This is a genomic window from Metabacillus sp. YM-086, from assembly GCF_048059995.1.
GTDB lineage: Bacteria > Bacillota > Bacilli > Bacillales > Bacillaceae > Metabacillus > Metabacillus litoralis_B.
In genome coordinates, this window is sequence record NZ_JBLUOI010000039.1 from 19,058 (window position 1) to 41,669 (window position 22,612).

A 22,612-nucleotide genomic window follows, 5' to 3' on the forward strand; every position below is an offset into this window, starting at 1 on the left:
TCAATCAGGATATTTTTTATAATTGCATTATACTCGACATTTTGTCAATTAATTAACAGTATGTCTATAAAGGAGGACAATTCCCGATGTTTCGAACTTACTTTACAAACAAATTACTTTGGATTGGTTTAGGACTTATATCCCTTTTAGCGTGTATCTTCACCTTTGCTTTTATGGGTTCTACAGTAAACCCTATTCCAAAAGAACTGCCAATTGGAATTGTGTTAGAGGATAATGGTGTACAACTACCAAATGGAGAAGAACTTAATTTAGGTAAGAAATTTGGTGAACAAATTAAAAATAATGAAACATCTTCTGTTGAATGGATCTCATTTGAAACAGAAAAAGATGCACTAGAGAGAATGAAGAACAAAGAAGTATATGGAATGTTAATCCTACCAAAGAATTTGTCTAAAAATGTTTATTCATTGTTAACAAATACACCTACAAAGCCGGATATCAATATTTATATAAATGAAGGTATGAACATGACCGGAGCAAATGTGGCATCTCAAATTACAACTGGCGTGATTAGTCAGTTTAGTCAGCAAGTTCAGGATCAATTGTTCAATACAATTGATGAAATAAAAGCACCTATAAGTTCTGATCTTGCCAAATCACTTGCAAACCCAATATCAGTTACTACAGAGAAGATTAATCCTATAGGGGAAAATTCAGCAAATGGAAATACACCTGCATTATTTACTCAATTACTCTGGTTAACAACTTTTTTCAGTTCAATGATTCTCTTTACAATTGTTAATAAAGTTACGGGAGGAAAATGGAGTCTTACTTCGATCAGTAGTCAATTGCTTTCGGGGGCTTTATTTGTTACTAGTATCTCAATTATTATATTGCTTCTAACTGAAAAATTGTTAAATGTATCAATACCTAATAGTAGCGATATGTTACTTTTAATGATCTTTACTGGTTTATGCTTTTTCTTCATACAAAATGCTTTACTAAATTGGGTAGGTTATCTAGCTGCTCCACTTATTATTTTGTTATTTTTCTTTTCAATGCCTGTACTAACAATGGCACCGGAAATGCTTCCAAGTATAACACGCGATTGGTTATATTCTTGGGTTCCATTCCGCTTTAGTGTAGAAGCATTTAGGGATTTCTTATTTTTCAAGAAGGAGATTTTTGAAGAAGGGATAGGTATGCTTGGAATCATTGGTTTAAGCTCATTACTTGTAATGGTATTAGCTACCTTAAAGCCTAAGAAAACAAAAGGTATAACTGAAAAGAAACGGAAGACTGTTGTTGTCTAATTTTTAAAAGCCACATTCTAATTAAGAATGTGGCTTTATCCATTTATTATTTTGTAAATGCTTCTGTTAATACAGGAACAATTTGCTTTTTACGAGAAACAACACCTTTAAGAGTAGCTTGGTTGTTGTCCAATGTAACGTTAAATGCTTGTTCAACTTTGCTTGTTTCATTACCGATTGCAACTGCTACAGAATCATTTGTTAAAATGTCTGTAACAACGAATAGGAATAAATCTAAGCCTTTTTCAGAAACAACGCTTGAAAGAGCTGCTTCAATTTCAGCTTTATGTACAAGAACATCATTTGTATCAACAGCATTAACTTGTGCGATTTCTACTTTGCTAGAACCCATTTGGAATTCTTTTGCATCAAGTGAAATTAATTGCTCAACAGATTTATCACTTAAATCTGCTCCAGCTTTTAACATGTCTAATCCGTAAGTGTTTGCATCAACACCTGCAATCTCAGCTAATTCTTTAGCAGCATCAATATCCTCTTGAGTGCAAGTTGGTGATTTAAATAATAAAGAGTCAGAAATAATCGCTGAAAGCATTAATCCTGCTGTTTCTTTTTCAATTGCAACACCATTCTCTTTGTAAAGCTTGTTAAGAATTGTTGCCGTACACCCTACCGGCTCAGCACGATAGTACAAAGGATCACTTGTTTCAAAATTTGCAATACGGTGATGGTCGATAACCTCAAGTACGCGAACTGAATCAATATCATCAGCACTTTGTTGACGCTCATTGTGGTCAACTAAAATAACTCCACTTGCTTCACCTGCTACTTTTTCAACAAGACGTGGAGCTTCTTTTTTAAAGTAGTCAAGTGCATATTGAGTTTCCCCGCTTACTTCACCTAAACGAATAGGCTCAGCATTTTGACCAATTTTATTTTTTAATTCAGCATACGCAATGGCAGAACAGATTGTATCTGTATCTGGATTTTTGTGACCAAAAACAAGTACTTTTTCCATAATGAACTCCTTTACACATTAAAATATACTCTATCATATCATAATTACTATGGATTATTTAACCATGAATTATGAAAAAAATATTGATTTCATCAAAAATGTTACAGCATTCCAATCTTTGTCAAAGCTTCCTTCCATTCTCTTATTACTTCTCCCACTATTTCTCTAGCAGTTTGATCGTTTTTAAGAAGTCTTGTGGCTTGACCGGACCATAATGACATAAAGTCTGGATTATTCTGCTCTGCTGCCACTTTACGGATACCTGATGTTATTGTATTTTGACTTGGAAATGGTAGAGGAGAAACACCTGAATTTTCAAATGCCATTATATATTCATTTTTTATTCCTCTTGCCGGCCTTCCAGAAAAGCTTTTTGTGATCACTGTGCTCTCTTCGGTGCTAGCATGTAATGCATTTTTATAAGCAGGATGAATCCCTGATTCTTTACAAGATAAAAATTGAGTGCCCATTTGAATTCCTTGTGCCCCTAGCACGATAGCAGCAAGCATTCCACGCCCATCCATGATTCCACCTGCTGCTATTACTGGTATGTTCACAGAATCCACTACCTGAGGGATAAGTGAGAATGTTCCTATATTTGCTCCGTTTGGGTGTTCCTCTATATTAAACGTACTTCTATGCCCTCCTGCATCGCTGCCTTGAGCAACGATAATATCCACTCCATTTTCTTCTGCAAGAATGGCCTCATTAACCGTTGTCACCATTGAAATAATTTTTATATGCTTACTTTTTAATTTTTCAACTTTATCCGGAGAAAGTAAACCAAAAGCGGTACTAATAATCGGTACTTCTTCTTCAAGCAAGACTTGAAATTGTTCCTCAAAAAGATCAACTGTTCTTAACTCCTCAACGTTTTGTATGACCCCTAGCTTTTCTCGAAACACCTCCAAAATAGAATCTACTTCTTTTAAATTAGTAAAGTCATCTCTCATTGAAGTACAAAATAGATTAACAGCAAATGGTTTGTTTGTTTCTTCTTTTATCTTTCTAATACTTTTTCTTATATCCTCAGGCTTCATATAAGCAGCCCCTAATGTACCAAGTGCACCTGCTTCTGAAACATTTGCTACTAATTCCACTGTTGTAGCACCACCTGCCATACCTGCCTGTATAAGTGGAAACTCAATATCTATTAGTTCACAAAGGCGTTTGCTCATTGTCTTCCCTCCTAAATATGTACGAACTGTACTAACTTCTATCTTCTAGTTTTCTTTCTTTTTTCCTTGTTAATTTATTCCTATAAACAATAAAAGAGACTGACCAGAATCAGTCAATCTCTTTTGAACCTTATTTAACAGTTGCTTCAACAGTAGGATTAAAGTGACTTGATGCCATATCAGCTTCTTCTTCTGTTTCAACATATCCATTAGGATCGAATTCGTTTTCAGATTTTGATACAACAACTGTTGCTACCCCGTTACCAATTAAGTTTGTAATAGCACGTGCTTCTGACATGAAGCGATCAACACCTAATAATAATGCCATTCCTTCAACAGGAATCATAGGGAACGCAGCTAATGTAGCAGCTAAAGTAATAAATCCTGAACCAGTTACTCCGGCTGCTCCTTTAGATGTTAGCATTAATACACCTAATAAAGTGGCAAGCTGCCAGAAAGATAAATCAATGCCATATGCTTGAGCAATAAAAATGGCAGCCATTGATAGGTAAATAGAGGTACCATCTAAGTTAAACGAATAGCCAGTTGGAACAACAAGACCAACAACTGACTTTGAACAACCATATTTCTCAAGCTTTTGCATCATTTTTGGTAAAGCAGATTCTGATGAAGATGTTCCTAATACAAGTAAAATTTCTTCTTTAATATATTTAATAAAGCTAAAAATATTAAACTTGTAGAATTTTGCTATACCACCTAAAACTAGAATAATAAAGAAAAACATTGTGATATAAACAGATCCCATTAGTTTCCCTAAAGATACAAGAGAGCCAATTCCAAAGTTACCAATTGTATACGCCATTGCACCAAATGCTGCAATAGGTGACATTTTCATAATCATATTTACAATAGCGAAGAAAATATCTGTTAGTTTTTCAAATAAGGAAATGACAGGTTTTACTTTTCCCCCTAAAGATGCTGTCGCAATTCCAAACAAAACGGCAAAGAATAAGATTGGGAGTAATTCTCCACCAGCTAAAGCAGCAACAGCATTATCCGGTACAATTCCCATAACGAAATCCATAAATCCATGACTAGCTTCCGCAGCTTGATCTGTATATTGAGAAACATCTGCTCCTTTTGCTCCATCTGTATTAAAGCCACTACCAGGTTGAATCAATGTAACAACTAAAATACCAATTGCTAATGCAAATGTTGTAACAATTTCAAAATATAATAATGCTTTTCCACCAATTCTACCAACCTTCTTTAAATCCCCCATACTACCGATTCCAATAACAATCGTAAAGAAGATAATGGGAGCAATCACCATTTTAATCAGCTTAATAAAAATATCAGCTAAGACCTTTAATTGCGCTCCAAATTCTGGAAAGATAAATCCTATCGTAATACCAAAAATAATACCAATAATAACTTGGACTGTAAGATTTTTAAAATTTATTTTCATCGATCATTCACCCTTTCTTGTTAACGCTTTCAATACCTGACTCCATATTATCGGATAATTAAGAATTTTAATATTTAAGGTGATAATGATCTTTTTGGTCTTTTTGGTCTTTTTTTAAGTTTTGAAAATCATAGCCGGTAAATCTTAGTTACTCTTGGAACAAAAAAAAAGACACTACAAAGGTGTCTCTAATTCCTCAATTCTCGCACTTATATGATTCTTTATTAACTCGTCAGTTATACCTTGTTGATAGGTTTTATAGACTGGCAGTAGTTTTTCTACCCATTCAGTTCTCTCCTCACTAGTAAGGACGTGTATATCAATGGTCGATTCATCCTTCATTAGTTTTAGCTGCTCTTTGTTCATTTTAACTGATTCATCTAACATCCATTCTGTTGTTTCTTTCATAGCTGATATTAAGCTTTCTTGTATATCCTTTGGTAAGCTATTCCAGAAATTTTGATTCATCAAAACAACATAGCCTAAAAATCCATGATTACTTATCGTCATATTTGTTTGAAATTCATATAAACGTCGTGAATAAATGTTAGAAATTGTATTCTCCTGACCGTCAAACTTGTCCTGCTCAAGTGACGTATATAATTGGTCGAAAGGTATAGAAATTGGCCGTGCTCCTAATTGCTGAAATTGTTCTTCGATAATTGAACTAGGCATTGTTCTAAAGCGTTGTCCCTGAAAATCATCAGGTACTTGTAGAGCATGTACATTACTTGTCATTTGCTTAAAACCATTGCTCCATAATGCCATCCCTTTTATATTTTCTTTCGTATGTAAATTGAGGAAACGTTCACTAATCTTTCCTGAAAGAATCTCTTCTATATCTTCATCGTTTTCAAAGAGAAACGGTAAGTCAAATAGCCCCCATTCTGGTGCCAATTTTGTCATTTTCGATAATGACGGAGCAATCATTTGAACATCGTTGTTTTTTAGTGCCTCTAATTCTTGTTCGTCTGTATATAAAGCCCCATTAGGTACGACTTCTACTTTTACAATCCCATTCGTTTTTTCTGCAGCCAGTTGTGCAAACCTTTGAGCCGCCAGCCCTTTTGGTGTATTTTCAGCAACAACATGACTAAATTTTATGACGATTTGCTCAGAAAGACCTTCTTGTTCATCATCATAGCTTACATCATGATCTGCATTCTGGAAGGGATAGAAAAAAAGGGAAAAAATAAGACCAAGTACAACTAAACAAGATCCAATCAAATATTTCATATCCTTTTCTTTCCCCCCTATCTCTCACACATTGTAACATGCTATAAAATTCCATGGTAAAATGAAAGCAACTCTTTGCTTCAAACTCATTATAACTCTTTGATCTAGAAAGGACACTATATGAATCGTGTAACAATTCAAACAAAGATTATGGGGTTAATCTTTTTTATTGTTAGCTTCTCTTTATTTCTAGCCGGGATTGTCATAATCCATAATTTTATAAACTCACAAGAAGAACAATTAAAACAACGTGCGTTATTAACAGCACAAACGGTTGCTGAGGCATCAGATATTACTACCAACATAACTGGTAGTGTGGAGGAAAGAAACGAGATTAATAACAGAGTCGAAACGATTCGTATTATTCACCATGCCGACTACATTGTTGTGATGGATATGAATCATATCCGTTTGTCTCATCCCGTTCCAAAACTAATTGGACAAAAATCGGAGGGTGCTGATGAGGGACCTGCTTTTGCTGAGCTCTCTTACACAACAAAAGCAAAAGGAGAGATCGGTACGATTATTCGTGGATTTTATCCTATGATCAATCAAGAACATCATCAAGTGGGTGTTGTTGTTGTTGGGTATCGAATGCCAACTTTTATAGAAATAATTAAAAATCTCCGCATGGAAATTATTTTTACTGCTGCTATTTCTTTATTATTTGGTGGTTGGGGGGCATGGATTTTAGCATCACGGATAAAAAAAGAAATGTTTAACCTTGAACCTCATGAAATTGCAAGACTTTTTGTTGAACGAACAGAAACATTTAATGCCATACATGAAGGAATTATTGCTATTGATAATGACCAAAAAATCACCGTTTTCAATGATCAAGCTAAAGTAATGATGGGAATTAACGGAGAAGTAATTGGGGAATCTATTCAATCTGTTATTCCAGATACCCGATTGCCTGAAATTCTAACATCACAACAACCTTCCTTTAATAAAGAATTAACAGTAAGAAACTTAAATATTGTCAGCAATCGTATACCTATCAAAGTAAAAGGAAAAACAGTAGGAGCCGTAGCAATTTTCCGAGATCGGACGGAGGTAAAGAAACTTGCTGAAGAGCTTACAGGTGTTAAGGCATTTGTTAGTGCCCTACGTGTGCACAATCATGAGCATATGAATAAGCTTCATACGATTGCAGGATTGCTCCAGCTCGGACATAAAGAAAGGGCTTTGGAGTATGTTTTTCAAATTACAGAAGAGCATGAAGAGCTTTCTCAATTTTTAACAAAAAATATAAAATACGAAAGTATCTCAGGACTTCTTTTAAGTAAAGTAAGTCGAGGAAAAGAACTTGGAATTACTGTTACCATTGATCGACACAGTCGATTATACTCGTTTCCACCACCATTGGATGAACATGATTTTGTAGTTATTTTTGGGAATTTAATTGAAAATGCATTTGATTCTTTTAACGATTCTCCTGAGGAGAATAAGGAAATTCATGTAAGCATTGAACAAGAGGAAGAGTTTCTTTCCATTTTAATAGAAGATAACGGAAAAGGTATTCCCGAACAAATAAAACCCTATATTTTTCAAGAAGGTTTTTCGACAAAAGATCGTTCCAATCATGGGATTGGTTTGTTTTTAGTAAAAGAAATTGTGAAGAAGGCAGGAGGTACAATTAAAATTGAATCATCACCTGTCCATGGTACTTCCTTTATTATTTCCTTTACGTCATGATAGATATTTTGGAGGAGTGCAAATGAATCATCCAGCAACTCGTGTTCTTCTTATTGAAGATGACCCGATGGTACAAGAAATTAATAAACAATTTGTTGAACGTGTAGAAGGCTTTGTTGTTATTGGATGTGCATCCAATGGAAAAGAAGGAATTGAGCTTATAAAAAAAAACAAACCTGATTTAGTTTTAGTAGACATTTATATGCCAAATCAAGATGGAGTAACAACAATTAAACAAATTCGCTCTGAAGGTCTTGATACAGATGTGATTGCCATTACGGCAGCAAGTGATGTCGAAACCGTTCGTTATTGCTTTCAGCTTGGTGCAAAAGACTATATTATGAAACCTTTTAAGTTTGAGCGAATAAAACAGGCGTTAACGAATTATCGATCATATTTTTTAAAAGTGAATGAAAAAGAATCAATTACACAACAAGAATTAGATCGACTGCTGTTTCAAGAAAGTAAGCAAGATCCTACCGAGCTTCCAAAAGGACTTAATGTTGTGACTTTACAAAAAATCCTACACTTTTTAAAAGATAATCAGGAGCCTGTTTCAGCTGAAGAAGTGGCAGAAGGAATTGGGATCGCAAGAGTAACAGCAAGACGCTATTTAGAATACATGGAGAAAACAGGTGTTGTTACGATTCATGTTGAATACGGTGGGATTGGTCGGCCAATTAATCGCTATATGATAAAATGATAGGAAACGAACTTAAACATAAAAGCCTGTAGAGAATCAACCAATTCTCAACAGGCCTTATTTCATGCTCTACTAAAATGAATTGATACCCATTCATTTGTCTGAGCTTTTTCTTCTATAGCAAAACCACCTTTGGCAAATACGTCAATTAATTGATCAATATGCCATTCAACTAATCCTGAAATAAAGAAAGTGTTACTATTTTTTAATAGATCATGCTTTTCAATAATACTCATTGTTTCATTTGCCCCGATATTAATGATAATAAAATCATAATGGTCATTTATTTGATAATCTCCAGTGATAAGATCCGCCTGAACAACTTGAAGATCGTTTGTTAGGCTGTTTAATTCTGCGTTATGATGAAATTCACGTGCCACATCCTCATAATCGACTGCCACAACTTTGTCAGCCCCTTTTAGAGAGGCTGCAATCGCAAGCATTCCAGACCCTGTACCTAGGTCAAGAACACTTTTCCCAGTAAGATCTTTATCCAGTATCATTCGTAAGCAGCCTTGAGTTGTTTCGTGTAGCCCAGTTCCAAACGCTGCCAAAGGATCAAATTTTAGAACTTGTTTATCTTCATACAATTCTTTGGAGTTTGGATATTGAATAACCCAACCATTCCCTAAATCAATATCCTCAAATTCATAGGTTTGCTCCCAATTTGTTTCATCATAGGTTTTATAATGGATGGCTTCTCTTGAAATAGATAGCGTTGATTCAATTAGTGGATAATAAGATTCTGGTAGGCTTTCTACCTCCAGATCACTTGCATAGATTTTTAAGTCTATATACTGATCTTCTTTTTCCTCATATCCATATCCGTTTTGGACCTTAATGATTTCAATTGGTGATTCATAATATAAATTGTAGATGCCTGCTGCATTAAGCAAGTCCGTAACTTCCTCAACATTTTTATAAGGTATATTTATTGAAAATTCATGTAACATGATTGATTCCTCTCTTTATATGTAATACGCTCAAAACGTCCATTCACAGTTTAATATAGATCGTATTAAGATAGCAAATTGTTTGAACAAAAGCGCAAGCGCCTCGTTCAGCCCCGACAAGCATAAGACGCAAATGAATAAAAGACGTTCTTTGTCTTTAATTCATTTGTGGCTTATGACCTCGAGGGGCTAGGCATCTGACTTTTTTAGCAAAAAGTCTGACTGCTGGAGCTGGATGTCGAAGCATTATCCATAATTAATAAAATTATCATTTCTTGAACACCCAAAAAAGAACCTAGCATTGTACTAGGTCCTACATTAACTATTCTTCACTCTTCACATAGTCACGCCATTTATGCTGTGGCTGCCAATTTAATAGCTTCTTAGCTTTTTCATTAGAAAATAGTGTCTCATAGCCTTCTAATGGTTTACGAATTTCAACACCCGGATAAATGGTATCCATAAGCTTTTGACTTTCAATGTTCATGCTTGTTTCATCCGCAGCGATATTTAACGCAACTGAGCCTAAGCCATCTGCTTCTACAGCCAAGCGATAGGCAACTGCTGCATCTCTTGCATCAATATAGCTCCACATAATCACTTTTCTTTGTTCTGGATCATTGATAAAACTAGGGAAGTTTTCGTACATATGTGGAGCAATGATGTTCCCTAATCTCATTGATACAACCTGTATACCAGTCCGCCTGTGAATCATATCGGCTGTTTGTTCATTCACAATTTTTGATAACCCATAACTATCTTCAGGTAATTGTGGATGATTTTCATCAAGTGGCGCATATTTCGGTAGCAGCTCTTTTAATGGGAAAACTAATCCATATGAAGATTCACTAGATGAAATCACTGCTTTTTTTATTCCTAGAGTTCCAGCAGCTTCTAATATATTATAGGTCGACATCACATTGTTTTGGAATGTCACTTCATTTGGATGAGAATAGGCAACTGGAATTGCTGCTAAATGAACAACAGCATCCGCACCGGCCAACACTCCATAAACTTCACCTAAGTTTTGCAAATCTGTTATCACTGTTTTACAAATTGGATTCTCGGGGTGTTTAATATCTGCATTTACAACTTCATATCCATGATCAAGAAATTCTTTTAAAACAGAATATCCAAGAAGGCCGCTCCCTCCTGTTACAACAACTTTCTTCATAAAGTCACACACCTTATTTTAAAATGTCTTCAATTTTCGCAATCACATCAGCTGTTAATGTAACATCAGATCCTTTTGCATTTTCAATAATTTGCTCTGGCTTAGTTGCACCAACTAGTGTACTCGCAATATTAGGTAAACGTAAAATCCATGCAATCGCTAATTGAGATAAACTAATATCTAGCTCTTTAGCTATATTTCCTAGTTGTTCAACCTTAGTAAGAGTTTCATCATTTAAAAATTGATCCATAAACATGTTCGAATTAGGATCTGTTGCACGACTTCCTTTTGGAGCTCGGTTATTTAAACTATATTTACCTGTTAAAACACCTTGTGCTAATGGAGAAAATACGATTTGACCAATTCCGTACTGCTCACTAACCGGGATCACTTCTTTTTCTATGTAACGGTGAAACATGTTATAATTCGGTTGATTTACCACAATGCGATCTAATAAATATTTCTCTGCTGTTCCAACCGCTTCTTGAATTTGTTGAGCTGTCCATTCGCTTACACCTGCATATAAAATTTTTCCTTGGCGAACTAAATCATCAATGGTTCTTAATGTTTCATCAACAGGTGTTTCTGGATCATAACGGTGACAATAATAAATGTCCACATAATCAGTATTTAATCGTTTCAAGCTAGCATGAAGCTGTTCAAATACATGCTTTCTAGAAAGTCCACGGTCATTAGGTCCTTCCCCCATTGGCCAAAACACTTTGGTTGCTAGCACATATGAATCACGACTGTACCCACCAAGTGCTTCTCCGACAACTTTTTCAGATTCACCTGTTGCATATACATTTGCTGTATCGAATGAATTAATCCCTAGATCGTATGCTGTTTCAATGGTTTTAACAGCTTTATCTTTTTCAGTTGAAGCACCATATGTAAGCCAGCTTCCTAAGCTTACTTCACTCACCTTTAATCCTGATCTGCCTAAGCGTCTATATTTCATTTCAACATCTCCTTTAACAAAATGAATGAACATGTATTTGTGGTATCGTTTACATTTGTAAATTATATATAGTTGCGAAATGGTATACAAGTACTGAAATATTCTTGATATAATTAAAAACAAGTAATCTACTATACTTTTTATAGTAGCTATAAGGGGGATACTATGGAGAAAGTAAACGAGTTACATATTGAATGTTCCATTGAAAAAGCACTAAATATTATAGGTGGAAAATGGTCATTTCTTGTTATTAAACAACTCTTTGATGGAACAAGAAGATTCGGTGAACTACAGCGCGCAATCCCGAATATAAGTCCAAAAGCACTAACAGATACACTACGTCATTTAGAAACCCATGAAGTACTAACTCGTGAAACCTTTGCAACTGTACCTGTGACAGTTCAATATACTTTAACAGAAAAAGGTCATGCTCTAAATAGTATGTTAAAAGAAATGAAAAAATGGGGAGCACAGTGGGGATAACTGAGCTTTCATAACAATAAGGATTATTAAGCAAAGTGAACTTCAATTTGAGTTCACTTTTTTCTTTTTTTAAGTGAGATTTATCACATCAATTATATTTGGAATCCCTTAACCTTACCTTAAGAAGAGCAAAACGTAAGGGGGATTATGATGAGCAAAAAAATAAAGCACGAAGATCATGAACTTAAAGGTACTTTAATTAGTGTTTTTGCCATTGGTATTTTCATTATAGTCATGTGGTTTGGTGTTTATTTCTTTTATTTATCACGATAGTTAGGGGGGTTTTCAATGCATTTTCATAAATTTGAAAAAATCTGGTTAGGATTCGGTATTATTTCTTTAGTTGTTTTTCTAAGTATTATTGGTGTAACAGCGTTTGCTTTCAATCATCATCCTTCAGGGGGCATGGATACAATTGATCCTGATAAAGTAGAGCAAACAGCTCCTTTTGACAACCCTGGTGTTCATCAAATTGATGACAACACATATGAAGTTATTATCGTTGCCAAAGCATTTGGGTACGATCCAGTGGAAATAAAAGTACCAGTTGGAAAAAAAGTAGTTTTTAAGGTAGCTAGTACTGATGTTACTCATAGCTTCTCGATTGCAAAAACAAATGTAAACATGATGGTTGTGCCTGGTCAAATTAATACAAAGGAATATACGTTTGATAAGGCTGGACAGTATTTAGTGATTTGTAACGAGTACTGTGGCACAGGACATCATTTTATGAAAACAACAATTGAGGTGGTTGAGTAATGAAACAGATCAGTTTAGGCGATAGAAAGCTCGCTATTACAAATATTGTTGTCGCTTATATTGCTTTTTTAATAGGAACATTTTGTGGTTTAATGCAGGTGTTTATTAGAAATGATGCACTTACACTTCCACCATGGCTTGACTATTATCAAATATTAACAGCACATGGCGTTTTATTAGCACTTATTTTTACAACCTATTTTATCTTTGCTTTTCTTATTTCTGGAATGAGCTATTCCCTTGGTGCTTTTGGACCAAAAGTCCGTTCATTTTCATGGCTTGGTTTTATTGTAACAACAGCAGGAACCATTCTTGCGACAGTGGAGATCATCGCTGGCAAAGCTTCTGTTCTTTACACATTTTACGCACCACTTCAAGCAAGTGGATGGTATTATGTAGGTTTGGCCCTATTCGTAGTAGGAACCTGGATATACAGCTTTGCCCTTATTGGTCATTATGTAAAATGGAAAAAAGAACATAAAAAGCAACTAAGCCCTTTGTTTGCCTATATGACGATATCTACTCTTATTCTTTGGATCATTGCTTGCCTAGGTGTAGTAGCAACTGTATTATTTCAATTTATTCCTTGGGCGTTCGGTTGGGTTGATACTATTAATGTTGAATTAAGCCGATCACTTTTCTGGTATTTCGGGCACCCGCTCGTATACTTCTGGTTGTTACCTGCTTATATGGCATGGTATGTAGTTGTTCCAAAAATTATTGGCGGAAAGGTTTTTAGTGATTCACTTGCTCGTTTGTCATTCGTGTTATTTATTTTATTTTCTATACCTGTTGGCTTTCACCATCAGCTTACAGAACCAGGTATCTCAAGCTTTTGGAAGTTTTTACAGACAGTTTTAACATTTATGGTCATTATCCCATCATTAATGACCGCCTTCTCTATGTTTGGAACATTCGAAAGAACAGGAAGATTAAAAGGAGCTTCAGGATTATTTGGTTGGTTATTTAAACTTCCTTGGAAAGATATTCGATTTACATCTTTATTCATTGCTATGTTCTTCTTTATCCCGGGTGGTGCTGGTGGAATAATCAATGCAAGTTTCCAGCTGAACGAGGTTGTTCATAATACACTATGGGTTGTCGGACATTTTCACATTACCGTTGGAACACCTGTTGCTATGACATTTATGGGGCTAACTTTTTGGTTAATACCTTACTTAACAGGTAGAAAACTAACAAAGGCAATTCAAAAACTAGCTTTCATTCAGATTATTACTTGGTCAATCGGTATGCTGCTCATGAGTACCTCACAGCATATTTTAGGTTTACTAGGGGCACCGAGACGTACAGCTTTCGCAGGCTATATGGATGATCCGTCTGCTTTAGAGTGGTTCAATGGACTATTATCTAACCATGTAACAATGGCCATTGGTGGGACGATCCTCTTTTTATCTGCTATGATCTTAATCTATATTGTGTTTCAAACATTGTTCTTTGCGCCTAAAGCAACCGAGAATGAACGTGTTGAATTTCCTATGGCAGAGAGCGACCTTGAACAAACTCCTAAATATTTGGAGAATTGGTGGATCTGGATCGGTATTGCCTTCGCTTTAATTGCATTTGCTTATACCATTCCTTTAGCTGAGATGATCCACCATGCACCACCTGGCTCCTCAGGATTTAAAACGTGGTAGGAGGTTGATACTATGTTTACAGTTACCTTTTCAATGCTTATTGTAACAACGATCTTAACGGCTCTTTTAGTAGATTTTACAACAAAAGAAGAAAATGAATAATGAAAAGGACTCTCCTAAATGATTTATGGAGAGTCCTTTTAGTATTGTAAGAATAAAAGTGATAGATTAAGACTGTTATTACTAGATCAAAAGGGTAATGAGTGTGTGATTTTCTCTACAATATTTGACTTGAATAAGATTATAATAACGATAGTGAAATGGAGCGGAAGACACTCGACTCCTGCGGGAGGCAGAGGAAAGGCTGAGACCCCGCAGGCAAAGCCGAGGAGGCTCAGCTTCCTCCCCGCGGAAAGCGAGTGTCTGGAGCGCAATGAAACGCCCCCTTTGATCGTATTACTTCATAAAAAAGCAACAAAACAAAAAACAAAAGCAACAATAGCTTTTGTTTTTTATAAGCGACATATTTGTAAAGGGCAATTCTCACAGTGACAAATGTTCTTAAGACCATTTAAATCCATAACCGTGATATATCCTTTATCATAATCTATTAATCTATCTTTTTTCAGTTGACTTAGCATACGTGTCACTGTTTCTCTAGGTGTTCCTATTAAACATGACATTTCATCATGGGTGAATTTTTTTGTAATTTCCCATTTATCACCCTGCTGTTTGCCATATGTGTTTGTCATTCGAATGATTACTGAAGCCATAGCCCCGTTTTTACCAAAAAACATTAAATCACGTAGCTTTGTTTGTGTTAGCTGTTGAGAATGACTAACCCATTTTGTAAATTCAATTGAAAAATCACGGTGTTCCCAAAGAAGCCGTTCAACATCATGCAGATTAATCATACCTACAACAGAATCTTCTAATGCTTTTGCGTTCTCTCTTGCTTTATTTTTAGCATTTGGAGGATAATCACCAAAAAGATCATCCTCTTCAAAATAATTTAATGTCAGAATTTTTCCATCTTCTGTTGCTTTATATAAATTAATTGTTCCCTCTACTACATAATAGAGAGCATTCACAGGATCTCCCTCAAAAAAGATGTGGTCTCCACTTTTAAACGTCATCATCTTCATGTTCTTTTTTACTAAATTTAAACTGTTACTGGAAAAGAAAGTTGTATTTTTGATATCTTCATTTCTCTTTTTTACACATGTTGTCATCATCATCGCCCCTGTATCGTTTCTTATACCCTTATTTTAAAGCAATGATGAAGAGAAAGTTATCAGGGAATTCCCTTATTTTCATTCCGGGATTCCCCCAATATGCAAAAAGAAGGAGCATTTAATTTTATGCTCCTTCTTTTATTTAAAAGGTACCTTTACCTTTATTCTTGTTCCCTCATTTATTTGGGATTGAACTTGGAAATCTGCTTCAATGGACCGGGCTCTTTCCTCCATACTAAATAATCCAACACCATTCCTTTTTGCTTGTTGATCAAATCCTACTCCATGATCATCAATGACAACCTCTAACTCATTTTCGCCTTCTATTATTGACAGGGAAATCTCATTTGTTTTAGCGTATTTTCTTGCATTTGTCATTGCCTCCTGTACAATGCGATAGATGCTAGTTTCAACCTCAGAATCAAGTCGTCTTTCAAGCTTATATGTAAAGTTTGTTTTTAGACCGTAATGCTCATTAAACTTATTTATAAAAGATCGAATAGCCGGAATAAGTCCAAGGTCATCTAAAATTGACGGTCGTAATTGCCATGATATTTGACGTATTTCATCAATGATGTTGGATATTTCGGTTTCCATTTGTTCAATGAATTGTTGATTCGAGTCGGTTCTTAATCGGTTAATCATGATAAGAAGACTATATAGGTTCTGACCAATACCATCATGAAGCTCCCGGGAGATTTTTTTCCGCTCCTCTTCTTGTATGCCGATCAGCTTACTCATCATTCTCTGTAATTCTTTTTCTGCACGCTTTCTACCGGTAATTTCATTACGGATCGCCAAGTATTGATAAGGCTTACCTTTTCCATTTAAAAAAGGAACAATTGTTGTATCAACCCAGTAATACGTGCCATCCTTTGCCCGATTCTTAATTTCTCCCTTCCATACCTTTCCGGTTCCGATTGTCTTCCAAAGGTTGCGAAAAAAGTCAGGAGAGTGGTAACCAGAATTAATGATTTTGTGACTTTTCCCAATCAATTCTTCAGTACTATATTTTGAAATTTTACAAAATGTTTCATTCACATAAGTAATAATCCCTTTTTGATCAGTTATCGCTACAATAGATGACTCGTCAAGAGCAAATTTAAAGTCCATCAATTCCGAAAGAGATGCTTTTAGTTCAGCTTTCATTTTTTTGAAGGATGATTCTTGCTCCTTTGCGGTTTCAACATGTAAAACAAAATATACTTGATCTAATAGTGAAAGCTTATTACCATTAACCTGAAATTTTGTGATAGATTGATCTTTTAAAATCCCTAACATTTCAAACGCAGAACAATCGTTTTCATGCAACCATTGAACATCGAAATATGGAAATAACATGTTTATTTTTTTACCTTTTACATCCTCTTGCTTATGGCCAAATAGTTTTTCTGATGAGAGGTTAAAAGATTCTATTGTACCTTGTTCATTAATGATGATGTATACTTGAGAATCATTTTGAATCATTTATGTGAAATTCCTTTCCAAATGGCCATTAAATACCATAACCTAACAATCCCTTTTTTAAAGCATATTCTACAAGCTCAGGTCTTGTTTTTAACTTTAATTTTTCCATAATCCTCGCCTTATGATTTTCAACCGTTTTAACACTGATGATGAGCTTTTCTGCAATTTCTTTATTCGAAAACCCTTTGGCAATTAATGTTAGAACCTCTTTTTCTCGTTCTGATAAGAGGGAATACGTATCAACGTTTGCGCCACTTTGTAATTTATCTAGATAATCCTCCATTAATTTCTTTGTTGCCGTTGGATACAAATAAGCTGATCCTTCAGCAACAACTGAGATGGCATGAATTAATTCGTTATGAAGTGCACTTTTTAATATGCAGCCAGATGCACCTGCCTGGATAACACGGAATAAATATTCTTCATCATCATGCATAGTTAAAATAAGAATTTGAACTTCAGGCCACCTTTTCTTAATTTCAACGGTTGCAGATAATCCATCTTTTCCATGTGGCATACTTAAATCCATTAATACAACTGTTGGTTTAAGCTGTTCCACCATTCTGATAGCCTCGTCACCCTCAGATGCTTCCCCTACAACCTCCATGTTTTCGATATCATTTATTAACAATTTTAACCCTGAGCGAACCACAGCATGGTCATCAACTAATAAAATGGATGTTGTCAAAAAATATCACCTCTCATTCTGAATGGATATGGTTAGTTGACAATGATGTTCATCAATTCTTACTAAACAGATTGTTCCTTTAACTAACTCCATCTTTTCATTGTATTCTTGAATATGATGTAAAAACTGCTCATGTTTATTCTTTGATTGTAGTTCAATTTTATAGTCTATTTTAATTTGAACGAGCTCTTCCCAAAAGAAAGTGACTTCTAGGTGGCTAACGGTAAAAAGGTCTGCTAGTTCCTTTAGCATATCTTTCAGTAGTCGATAAAAAAACACTTCGACTATTTGCGGCAGTCGTTTCTTTTCTCCATAACTATGAATTTGAACTGTTACTCCATTCTTTTTGCTATAGTTTAATAAAAAAGCTTCTATTGCCCCGTTTATTCCTTTATGACAAAAAGGTAGCACATCTTGAGAGATAAACCTTAAATCCTCGATCGTACACTTCGTTAATTTTATCATTTCTTCATTTCGAGTTCTATCTTGTCGGTCATCAATATATTGCTGTACATATTGTAAATGGTTAAATAATGCATACATCTTTTGCGCAATATCTTCATGTAAAAGAGAGGAAATTTCCTCTAGCTCCTTTTCATAATGCCGAAGCATATGTGTATCAAGTAAATCGTGATTTTCACTGTTCATACTTTCACCTTTATCCGTAAGCATCTAAGAGTATGTAGGCTACTCTTATCTCTTATTTTAATGAATGCCACGTTATGAAACTGTGATATTCATCACGAGTAGATAACTTGGCTTATTATTAATCAAAAAAAGAGCCACTTTGGGCTCTTTTTATCGTTTATTCTTCTGAAAGATAGTTTTTCACACCATACTCTTTTTGCTTATCTTCTAACCAAGTTGGATATTCAGTTGACAGCTTTTCATCAAATAAGATATCTTTAATTTCTTCTTTACTGCTATCAAAGTTTGCTTCAGCCGCTTCTTGAATTTCGGTTACTTTAATAATATGATAGCCGTATTCCGTTTTTACAGGCTCACTTATTTGATCGACCTTCATAGAAAATGCCGCTTCTTCGAATTCTGCTACCATGCTTCCTTCTCCAAAGAATCCTAAGTCTCCACCAGCTTCAGCTGTTGATGGATCTGTTGAATATTCTTTGGCTATCTCTGTAAAGTCTTCACCAGCATCGATCTTTTCTTTCACTTCTTTCGCAGTTTCTTCATCCTCAACTAAAATATGACTTGCCTTTACCTGTTTAGTTTGAGCAAAAGTATCTTTGTTTTCATCAAAGTATGTTCGCATTTCTTCCTCAGTAATTTCAATCTTTGATTCTAGTAATTTTTCAATTTGAAGGTTAACTTTTACGTCTTCTTCTACGTCTTCCATCGTTAAGCCGCTAGAAGCTAATGTTTGTTTAAACGTTTCTTCTCCACCATATGTGCTGATTAACTCATCAAGCTCTGCATCTACTTCTTCATCAGTTATAGTGATATTTTCTTTTGCAGTTTCTTGCTCAATGATGCTTTTTGTGATTAATGTGTCTACTGCCGTTGTCCCATTTTGCTTAACAAAATACGTATATAGGTCGTCCTTTGTTACTGATTCATTTCCTATCTTTGCGACAACTTCACTTCTTGTAGAAAGAAAAATAAAAATGGCAATTGCTGCAACGACGAGGACTGCAAGGATGCCTATTGTTTTTTTGCTTGTTAATAACCTCTGAACCATTGTAAAACTCCCTATTATGTTTATAGTCTTTCGATTGTTAATACTGACTAGCTTTTACTATAAAGAGAAAGTGTGGGATAAATATGTACGAATTGTGGGAAATTATGAAAATGATTTTCATTTCAGTGGTTCATTCTGTATCCTTAAAGAATGGTCGGATGGTTTCTACTGAGAATCTATTCTTGGAATAGTATAAAACGCTTACTAAGTCCAAGAAAAAAAGACCCCAATTTGGAGTCTTTTATAGAGCTGCTGTTGCAGCGTCATTATTATTTTTGAACGTTAGCAGCTTGTGGTCCACGAGCTCCTTGCTCTACTTCAAAAGTAACTGTTTGGCCTTCTTCTAAAGTTTTGAAGCCATCACCTTGGATTGCAGAGAAGTGTACGAATACATCGTCTTGTCCTTCTACTTCGATGAAACCGAAACCTTTTTCTGAATTAAACCATTTTACTTTACCTTGTAGCATTGTTTTTCCTCCTGTGTGGTATCTAAAAAGTCCACATTGTATTACTATTCTTGCTAGACAACGATTCTTCAAGAGGAAAAAACTTTTTAAAGCAACTTCCATCTCTCAGTCTTATCCGAACAAAAATAATTAAGTCAATCTTAACACTTATTTTTGTGTAAATCAAGAAACTAAACAAGCTTTTATCCAAAAATGTTCGATAAAAACCTACATATTTCTTACCACTAATGCCCATTATAGTGAATAAAGATTCTGATTTACATGAGGTGGTAAAATGAATACCCCTACCTACCAGGATATTTTAAAAATAAATGAAAACCTAAATAACACAAGCTTTTCCCATTGGTATCACGATGATTTGTTTACTGCAACATGGTGGTTTCTATTATTATCAACAATTGGACCTTTTATAGTATGGAATAAATTAAGAGATCGGAGTAGATCACTCGAGCTTATTATATTCGGACTTATTAGTTCTTTGCTTGCTTCATTTTTAGATGAAGTAGGAGTTTATCTTGGATTGTGGGGATATCCTGACAAGCTTATTCCAATTATTCCACCACTTTTACCGGCTGATCTTGCCGTTATCCCTGTTTTTTCAATGCTAATCTATCAATATTCACCAACACTTACTTCTTATATGTGGAAGTATATTATTTTTGCTGGTGTACTCGCATTTATTATTGAACCTGCTTTTGTAAAGTTTGAGATGTATGCCAATCACAAGTGGTGGACACATACCTGCTCATTTATTGGATTAATCCTATATGGAATGATTATTCATTATTTCATTCGTGTTATTTTAATACATTTTCAAAAAACTGATCATTCATTTTAAAATGTTACATCTTCATTTCAAAAATGGCCTGTTTATGCTTGATAAAAGGTTACCTGGTTCTTCCCCTTATCTTTAGATTGATAAAGGGCTTGATCTACTAAATCAATAACCTCATCAGGTTCTATGCCACATTCAGGCCAAATAGCTCCACCAATACTACATCTAATAACAACCTCAACTCCATCTCCTAACAAGATCGGTGAATTGATGGAACTAATTATGCTTTCTCCTAATTTGATACCTTCATCAATTCTGGAATTTGTTTCACAACGAATAATTAGAATGAATTCATCTCCACCGAGTCGAGCAGCAAAATCCCCTTCCTTAACAAACGTCTTCAGTCTTTCCGCAACTTTCACTAATAAATCGTCACCCGCCTGATGGCCGTAAGTATCATTTATATCTTTAAAGCCATCCAAATCCATAAATAAAAAGAGATAATTTTCATCATTAGCTTCGTTTTCTAACTTTTTATCAATATAAGAGTATAATGCTACTCTGTTTGGTAGCCCTGTAAGGCTGTCTTTTAGAGCAAGTTTTTTCATTCTGCCAAGCTCAGATTTTGTTTCCATAATGGTTTCAACCATTTCTCTTAAGGATAAGGAAAGATCATTCAAGTCCTTAATTCGTGTGAAATAAGGCATTTCTGTACGTTCTCCCCTTTTTAATTGATTGGCTGCAATAGCAATTTCCTTAAGTGGATTCGCAACTCTACCCGCAATAAACCAACCAATCACTGCAAACAAAATCGCAGCTATCATTCCTACTGTTAATGTATAGCTTTTTAGCTTTTCAACCGAGGCAAAGGCATAGTCAACAGGCTCTCGTACAATAATCTTCCAGTTTAGACCAGGATAATTTAAATATCCATCACTGTATGAATAACTTGTTACATAGTCCTTTCCATCAGGCCATTTCCTAATATTCCAGTTCTCATCAGATACCGAATCGTCATTTGTAATCGATGTCGGCAAAGCTGTACCAATCATATCACCTGGACCTAACAGAATACGATTATCGTCTGAACGAATGATAAAAACTTCAACTCGTTTTGCACTTTTTAAGTGTGCTTTATACGGCTCAATAATCGATCTATGTATTTCTTTTGACCAATCCCAGCTAAGGTGAGAGGCTAGTACCCCCGAAAACTCTCCCTTCTGATTTCGGATTGGAAAGCTAATATCAACAAACTCCACAGGTTCTCCATTGGGACTAGGTATTAATTTTGCAAGCAATACCGCTTCATGGACATCACCAACAAATGGCTTTTTAATTGCCTCAAGATAAACAGGTCGCTCTTTAATGCTATTTCCAACTAACATATTATTTGTTGCTACAATTACTTCCCCTTCTTTATCGGTTATTCCGACCCAGGAAAAAGAAGAGATGTTCTTTTGTAACTCGTTTAAAAGGACTCTCTTTTCATCAAGATTCCCCTCATCTTTTATCGTGTTTAGTTCACTAAGCAGTTTTAATTCGTTATATCGGGACCACATAAAAAAGTCTAATTTATCAGCCATCTGATAGGAAACATTTGATAATGAGTTTCCAATTTCTTCTTCCATTTCCTCACTTGATTTAGATCCTACAGAAATAGTTAAAACAGCTGTTAACAATATAATAAAGATTAAAAATGTTAATGAAAAAAATGTCCGCAAACTAACATGTGACATAGGAGATTCTCCTTATTTCAACCATAAATTTAACCACAAGACTCATCTATCTTATAGCCTATTTGTTATATCGGTAAACTTTAAAAAAATCTAAACTATTTCAGAAAAAATATCTATTTAAAAAGGCAG

At 35.0% G+C, this 22,612-nt stretch carries 22 protein-coding genes; 8 read left to right on the plus strand and 14 right to left on the minus strand.

Annotation, left to right across the window (positions count from 1 at the left end; all coding sequences use genetic code 11):
- Window positions 1-86 precede the first annotated feature (86 nt).
- Window positions 87-1,274: a YhgE/Pip domain-containing protein gene (locus tag ACEWK1_RS16380; RefSeq protein ID WP_416636480.1), complete on the plus strand. Its 1,188-nt coding sequence runs from the start codon at window positions 87-89 to the stop codon at window positions 1,272-1,274.
- 46 nt (window positions 1,275-1,320) lie between these two features.
- On the opposite strand, the gene ACEWK1_RS16385 is transcribed toward ACEWK1_RS16380, so the two are convergent.
- The 4 genes from ACEWK1_RS16385 to ACEWK1_RS16400 all read right to left on the minus strand — a co-directional run bounded on the left by ACEWK1_RS16385 (window position 1,321) and on the right by ACEWK1_RS16400 (window position 6,093).
- A complete protein-coding gene (locus tag ACEWK1_RS16385) occupies window positions 1,321-2,250 on the minus strand; it encodes a manganese-dependent inorganic pyrophosphatase (RefSeq protein WP_121663221.1) in 930 nt (309 codons plus the stop codon).
- A gap of 101 nt (window positions 2,251-2,351) precedes the next feature.
- Window positions 2,352-3,428: an NAD(P)H-dependent flavin oxidoreductase gene (locus ACEWK1_RS16390; protein ID WP_416636481.1), complete on the minus strand. Its 1,077-nt coding sequence runs from the start codon at window positions 3,426-3,428 to the stop codon at window positions 2,352-2,354.
- A gap of 130 nt (window positions 3,429-3,558) precedes the next feature.
- Complete coding sequence (locus tag ACEWK1_RS16395) at window positions 3,559-4,857, minus strand: dicarboxylate/amino acid:cation symporter (protein ID WP_416636482.1); 1,299 nt, start codon at window positions 4,855-4,857, stop codon at window positions 3,559-3,561.
- A 174-nt stretch (window positions 4,858-5,031) separates the two neighbouring features.
- Window positions 5,032-6,093: a DctP family TRAP transporter solute-binding subunit gene (locus ACEWK1_RS16400; protein WP_212137745.1), complete on the minus strand. Its 1,062-nt coding sequence runs from the start codon at window positions 6,091-6,093 to the stop codon at window positions 5,032-5,034.
- A gap of 120 nt (window positions 6,094-6,213) precedes the next feature.
- On the opposite strand from ACEWK1_RS16400, the gene ACEWK1_RS16405 reads away from it, so the two are divergent.
- The gene (locus ACEWK1_RS16405; RefSeq protein ID WP_416636483.1) at window positions 6,214-7,791 is read left to right on the plus strand and encodes an ATP-binding protein; all 1,578 of its coding nucleotides are present in this window, start codon (window positions 6,214-6,216) and stop codon (window positions 7,789-7,791) included.
- Between the two features lie 22 nt (window positions 7,792-7,813).
- Window positions 7,814-8,494 carry a response regulator gene (locus ACEWK1_RS16410; protein WP_416636484.1) on the plus strand — a complete coding sequence of 227 codons (681 nt, stop codon included), beginning with the start codon at window positions 7,814-7,816 and terminating at the stop codon, window positions 8,492-8,494.
- Window positions 8,495-8,556: 62 nt separating this feature from the next.
- On the opposite strand, the gene ACEWK1_RS16415 is transcribed toward ACEWK1_RS16410, so the two are convergent.
- From ACEWK1_RS16415 to ACEWK1_RS16425, 3 genes are all read right to left on the minus strand, one after another.
- Window positions 8,557-9,447: a 50S ribosomal protein L11 methyltransferase gene (locus tag ACEWK1_RS16415; RefSeq protein ID WP_416636485.1), complete on the minus strand. Its 891-nt coding sequence runs from the start codon at window positions 9,445-9,447 to the stop codon at window positions 8,557-8,559.
- Between the two features lie 322 nt (window positions 9,448-9,769).
- Window positions 9,770-10,621: an NAD-dependent epimerase/dehydratase family protein gene (locus ACEWK1_RS16420; RefSeq protein WP_416636486.1), complete on the minus strand. Its 852-nt coding sequence runs from the start codon at window positions 10,619-10,621 to the stop codon at window positions 9,770-9,772.
- A 13-nt stretch (window positions 10,622-10,634) separates the two neighbouring features.
- Window positions 10,635-11,582 (minus strand): aldo/keto reductase family protein, encoded by a 948-nt coding sequence (locus tag ACEWK1_RS16425; protein WP_251399101.1) that lies wholly within the window; start codon window positions 11,580-11,582, stop codon window positions 10,635-10,637.
- Between the two features lie 165 nt (window positions 11,583-11,747).
- On the opposite strand from ACEWK1_RS16425, the gene ACEWK1_RS16430 reads away from it, so the two are divergent.
- The 4 genes from ACEWK1_RS16430 to ACEWK1_RS16445 all read left to right on the plus strand — a co-directional run bounded on the left by ACEWK1_RS16430 (window position 11,748) and on the right by ACEWK1_RS16445 (window position 14,479).
- The gene (locus tag ACEWK1_RS16430; RefSeq protein WP_121663229.1) at window positions 11,748-12,065 is read left to right on the plus strand and encodes a winged helix-turn-helix transcriptional regulator; all 318 of its coding nucleotides are present in this window, start codon (window positions 11,748-11,750) and stop codon (window positions 12,063-12,065) included.
- A 150-nt stretch (window positions 12,066-12,215) separates the two neighbouring features.
- Complete coding sequence (locus ACEWK1_RS16435; protein WP_306821488.1) at window positions 12,216-12,338, plus strand: cytochrome c oxidase subunit 2A; 123 nt, start codon at window positions 12,216-12,218, stop codon at window positions 12,336-12,338.
- Window positions 12,339-12,353: 15 nt separating this feature from the next.
- Complete coding sequence (locus tag ACEWK1_RS16440; RefSeq protein ID WP_251399098.1) at window positions 12,354-12,824, plus strand: cytochrome c oxidase subunit II; 471 nt, start codon at window positions 12,354-12,356, stop codon at window positions 12,822-12,824.
- The gene (locus tag ACEWK1_RS16445; protein ID WP_251399095.1) at window positions 12,824-14,479 is read left to right on the plus strand and encodes a b(o/a)3-type cytochrome-c oxidase subunit 1; all 1,656 of its coding nucleotides are present in this window, start codon (window positions 12,824-12,826) and stop codon (window positions 14,477-14,479) included. The genes ACEWK1_RS16440 and ACEWK1_RS16445 overlap by 1 nt, the downstream gene beginning before the upstream one ends.
- A 452-nt stretch (window positions 14,480-14,931) precedes the next feature.
- Here ACEWK1_RS16445 and ACEWK1_RS16450 read toward each other — a convergent pair whose 3' ends face one another.
- From ACEWK1_RS16450 to ACEWK1_RS16475, 6 genes are all read right to left on the minus strand, one after another.
- Window positions 14,932-15,651, minus strand: a complete 720-nt coding sequence (locus ACEWK1_RS16450) for a Crp/Fnr family transcriptional regulator (RefSeq protein ID WP_212137737.1) — start codon at window positions 15,649-15,651, stop codon at window positions 14,932-14,934.
- Between the two features lie 141 nt (window positions 15,652-15,792).
- Complete coding sequence (locus ACEWK1_RS16455; RefSeq protein WP_121663234.1) at window positions 15,793-17,121, minus strand: PAS domain-containing sensor histidine kinase; 1,329 nt, start codon at window positions 17,119-17,121, stop codon at window positions 15,793-15,795.
- Between the two features lie 28 nt (window positions 17,122-17,149).
- Window positions 17,150-17,809 carry a response regulator transcription factor gene (locus ACEWK1_RS16460; RefSeq protein ID WP_231308152.1) on the minus strand — a complete coding sequence of 220 codons (660 nt, stop codon included), beginning with the start codon at window positions 17,807-17,809 and terminating at the stop codon, window positions 17,150-17,152.
- 6 nt (window positions 17,810-17,815) lie between these two features.
- Entirely contained in the window at window positions 17,816-18,457 is a 642-nt protein-coding gene (locus tag ACEWK1_RS16465; RefSeq protein ID WP_212137735.1) for a hypothetical protein, read from the minus strand.
- A 157-nt stretch (window positions 18,458-18,614) separates the two neighbouring features.
- Complete coding sequence (locus ACEWK1_RS16470) at window positions 18,615-19,505, minus strand: peptidylprolyl isomerase (protein WP_212137733.1); 891 nt, start codon at window positions 19,503-19,505, stop codon at window positions 18,615-18,617.
- A gap of 269 nt (window positions 19,506-19,774) precedes the next feature.
- A complete protein-coding gene (locus ACEWK1_RS16475) occupies window positions 19,775-19,972 on the minus strand; it encodes a cold-shock protein (protein WP_026558957.1) in 198 nt (65 codons plus the stop codon).
- 274 nt (window positions 19,973-20,246) lie between these two features.
- Here ACEWK1_RS16475 and ACEWK1_RS16480 point away from each other — a divergent pair, with 274 nt between their 5' ends.
- Window positions 20,247-20,810 (plus strand): CBO0543 family protein, encoded by a 564-nt coding sequence (locus ACEWK1_RS16480; protein WP_121663237.1) that lies wholly within the window; start codon window positions 20,247-20,249, stop codon window positions 20,808-20,810.
- 32 nt (window positions 20,811-20,842) lie between these two features.
- Here ACEWK1_RS16480 and ACEWK1_RS16485 read toward each other — a convergent pair whose 3' ends face one another.
- Window positions 20,843-22,483 (minus strand): diguanylate cyclase domain-containing protein, encoded by a 1,641-nt coding sequence (locus ACEWK1_RS16485; RefSeq protein ID WP_212137731.1) that lies wholly within the window; start codon window positions 22,481-22,483, stop codon window positions 20,843-20,845.
- Window positions 22,484-22,612 lie beyond the last annotated feature (129 nt).

Excerpts from the sequence above, each read along its gene's own strand:
- ACEWK1_RS16475 (WP_026558957.1), bottom strand. The coding sequence starts at position 19,972 with ATGCTACAAGGTAAAGTAAAATGGTTTAATTCAGAAAAAGGTTTCGGT.
- ACEWK1_RS16390 (WP_416636481.1), bottom strand. The coding sequence starts at position 3,428 with ATGAGCAAACGCCTTTGTGAACTAATAGATATTGAGTTTCCACTTATA.
- ACEWK1_RS16455 (WP_121663234.1), bottom strand. The coding sequence starts at position 17,121 with ATGATTCAAAATGATTCTCAAGTATACATCATCATTAATGAACAAGGT.
- ACEWK1_RS16480 (WP_121663237.1), top strand. The coding sequence starts at position 20,247 with ATGAATACCCCTACCTACCAGGATATTTTAAAAATAAATGAAAACCTA.
- ACEWK1_RS16405 (WP_416636483.1), top strand. The coding sequence starts at position 6,214 with ATGAATCGTGTAACAATTCAAACAAAGATTATGGGGTTAATCTTTTTT.
- ACEWK1_RS16415 (WP_416636485.1), bottom strand. The coding sequence starts at position 9,447 with ATGTTACATGAATTTTCAATAAATATACCTTATAAAAATGTTGAGGAA.
- ACEWK1_RS16485 (WP_212137731.1), bottom strand. The coding sequence starts at position 22,483 with ATGTCACATGTTAGTTTGCGGACATTTTTTTCATTAACATTTTTAATC.
- ACEWK1_RS16395 (WP_416636482.1), bottom strand. The coding sequence starts at position 4,857 with ATGAAAATAAATTTTAAAAATCTTACAGTCCAAGTTATTATTGGTATT.
- ACEWK1_RS16465 (WP_212137735.1), bottom strand. The coding sequence starts at position 18,457 with ATGAACAGTGAAAATCACGATTTACTTGATACACATATGCTTCGGCAT.
- ACEWK1_RS16435 (WP_306821488.1), top strand. The coding sequence starts at position 12,216 with ATGAGCAAAAAAATAAAGCACGAAGATCATGAACTTAAAGGTACTTTA.
- ACEWK1_RS16430 (WP_121663229.1), top strand. The coding sequence starts at position 11,748 with ATGGAGAAAGTAAACGAGTTACATATTGAATGTTCCATTGAAAAAGCA.
- ACEWK1_RS16400 (WP_212137745.1), bottom strand. The coding sequence starts at position 6,093 with ATGAAATATTTGATTGGATCTTGTTTAGTTGTACTTGGTCTTATTTTT.
- ACEWK1_RS16470 (WP_212137733.1), bottom strand. The coding sequence starts at position 19,505 with ATGGTTCAGAGGTTATTAACAAGCAAAAAAACAATAGGCATCCTTGCA.
- ACEWK1_RS16380 (WP_416636480.1), top strand. The coding sequence starts at position 87 with ATGTTTCGAACTTACTTTACAAACAAATTACTTTGGATTGGTTTAGGA.
- ACEWK1_RS16445 (WP_251399095.1), top strand. The coding sequence starts at position 12,824 with ATGAAACAGATCAGTTTAGGCGATAGAAAGCTCGCTATTACAAATATT.
- ACEWK1_RS16450 (WP_212137737.1), bottom strand. The coding sequence starts at position 15,651 with ATGACAACATGTGTAAAAAAGAGAAATGAAGATATCAAAAATACAACT.
- ACEWK1_RS16440 (WP_251399098.1), top strand. The coding sequence starts at position 12,354 with ATGCATTTTCATAAATTTGAAAAAATCTGGTTAGGATTCGGTATTATT.
- ACEWK1_RS16410 (WP_416636484.1), top strand. The coding sequence starts at position 7,814 with ATGAATCATCCAGCAACTCGTGTTCTTCTTATTGAAGATGACCCGATG.
- ACEWK1_RS16425 (WP_251399101.1), bottom strand. The coding sequence starts at position 11,582 with ATGAAATATAGACGCTTAGGCAGATCAGGATTAAAGGTGAGTGAAGTA.
- ACEWK1_RS16420 (WP_416636486.1), bottom strand. The coding sequence starts at position 10,621 with ATGAAGAAAGTTGTTGTAACAGGAGGGAGCGGCCTTCTTGGATATTCT.
- ACEWK1_RS16385 (WP_121663221.1), bottom strand. The coding sequence starts at position 2,250 with ATGGAAAAAGTACTTGTTTTTGGTCACAAAAATCCAGATACAGATACA.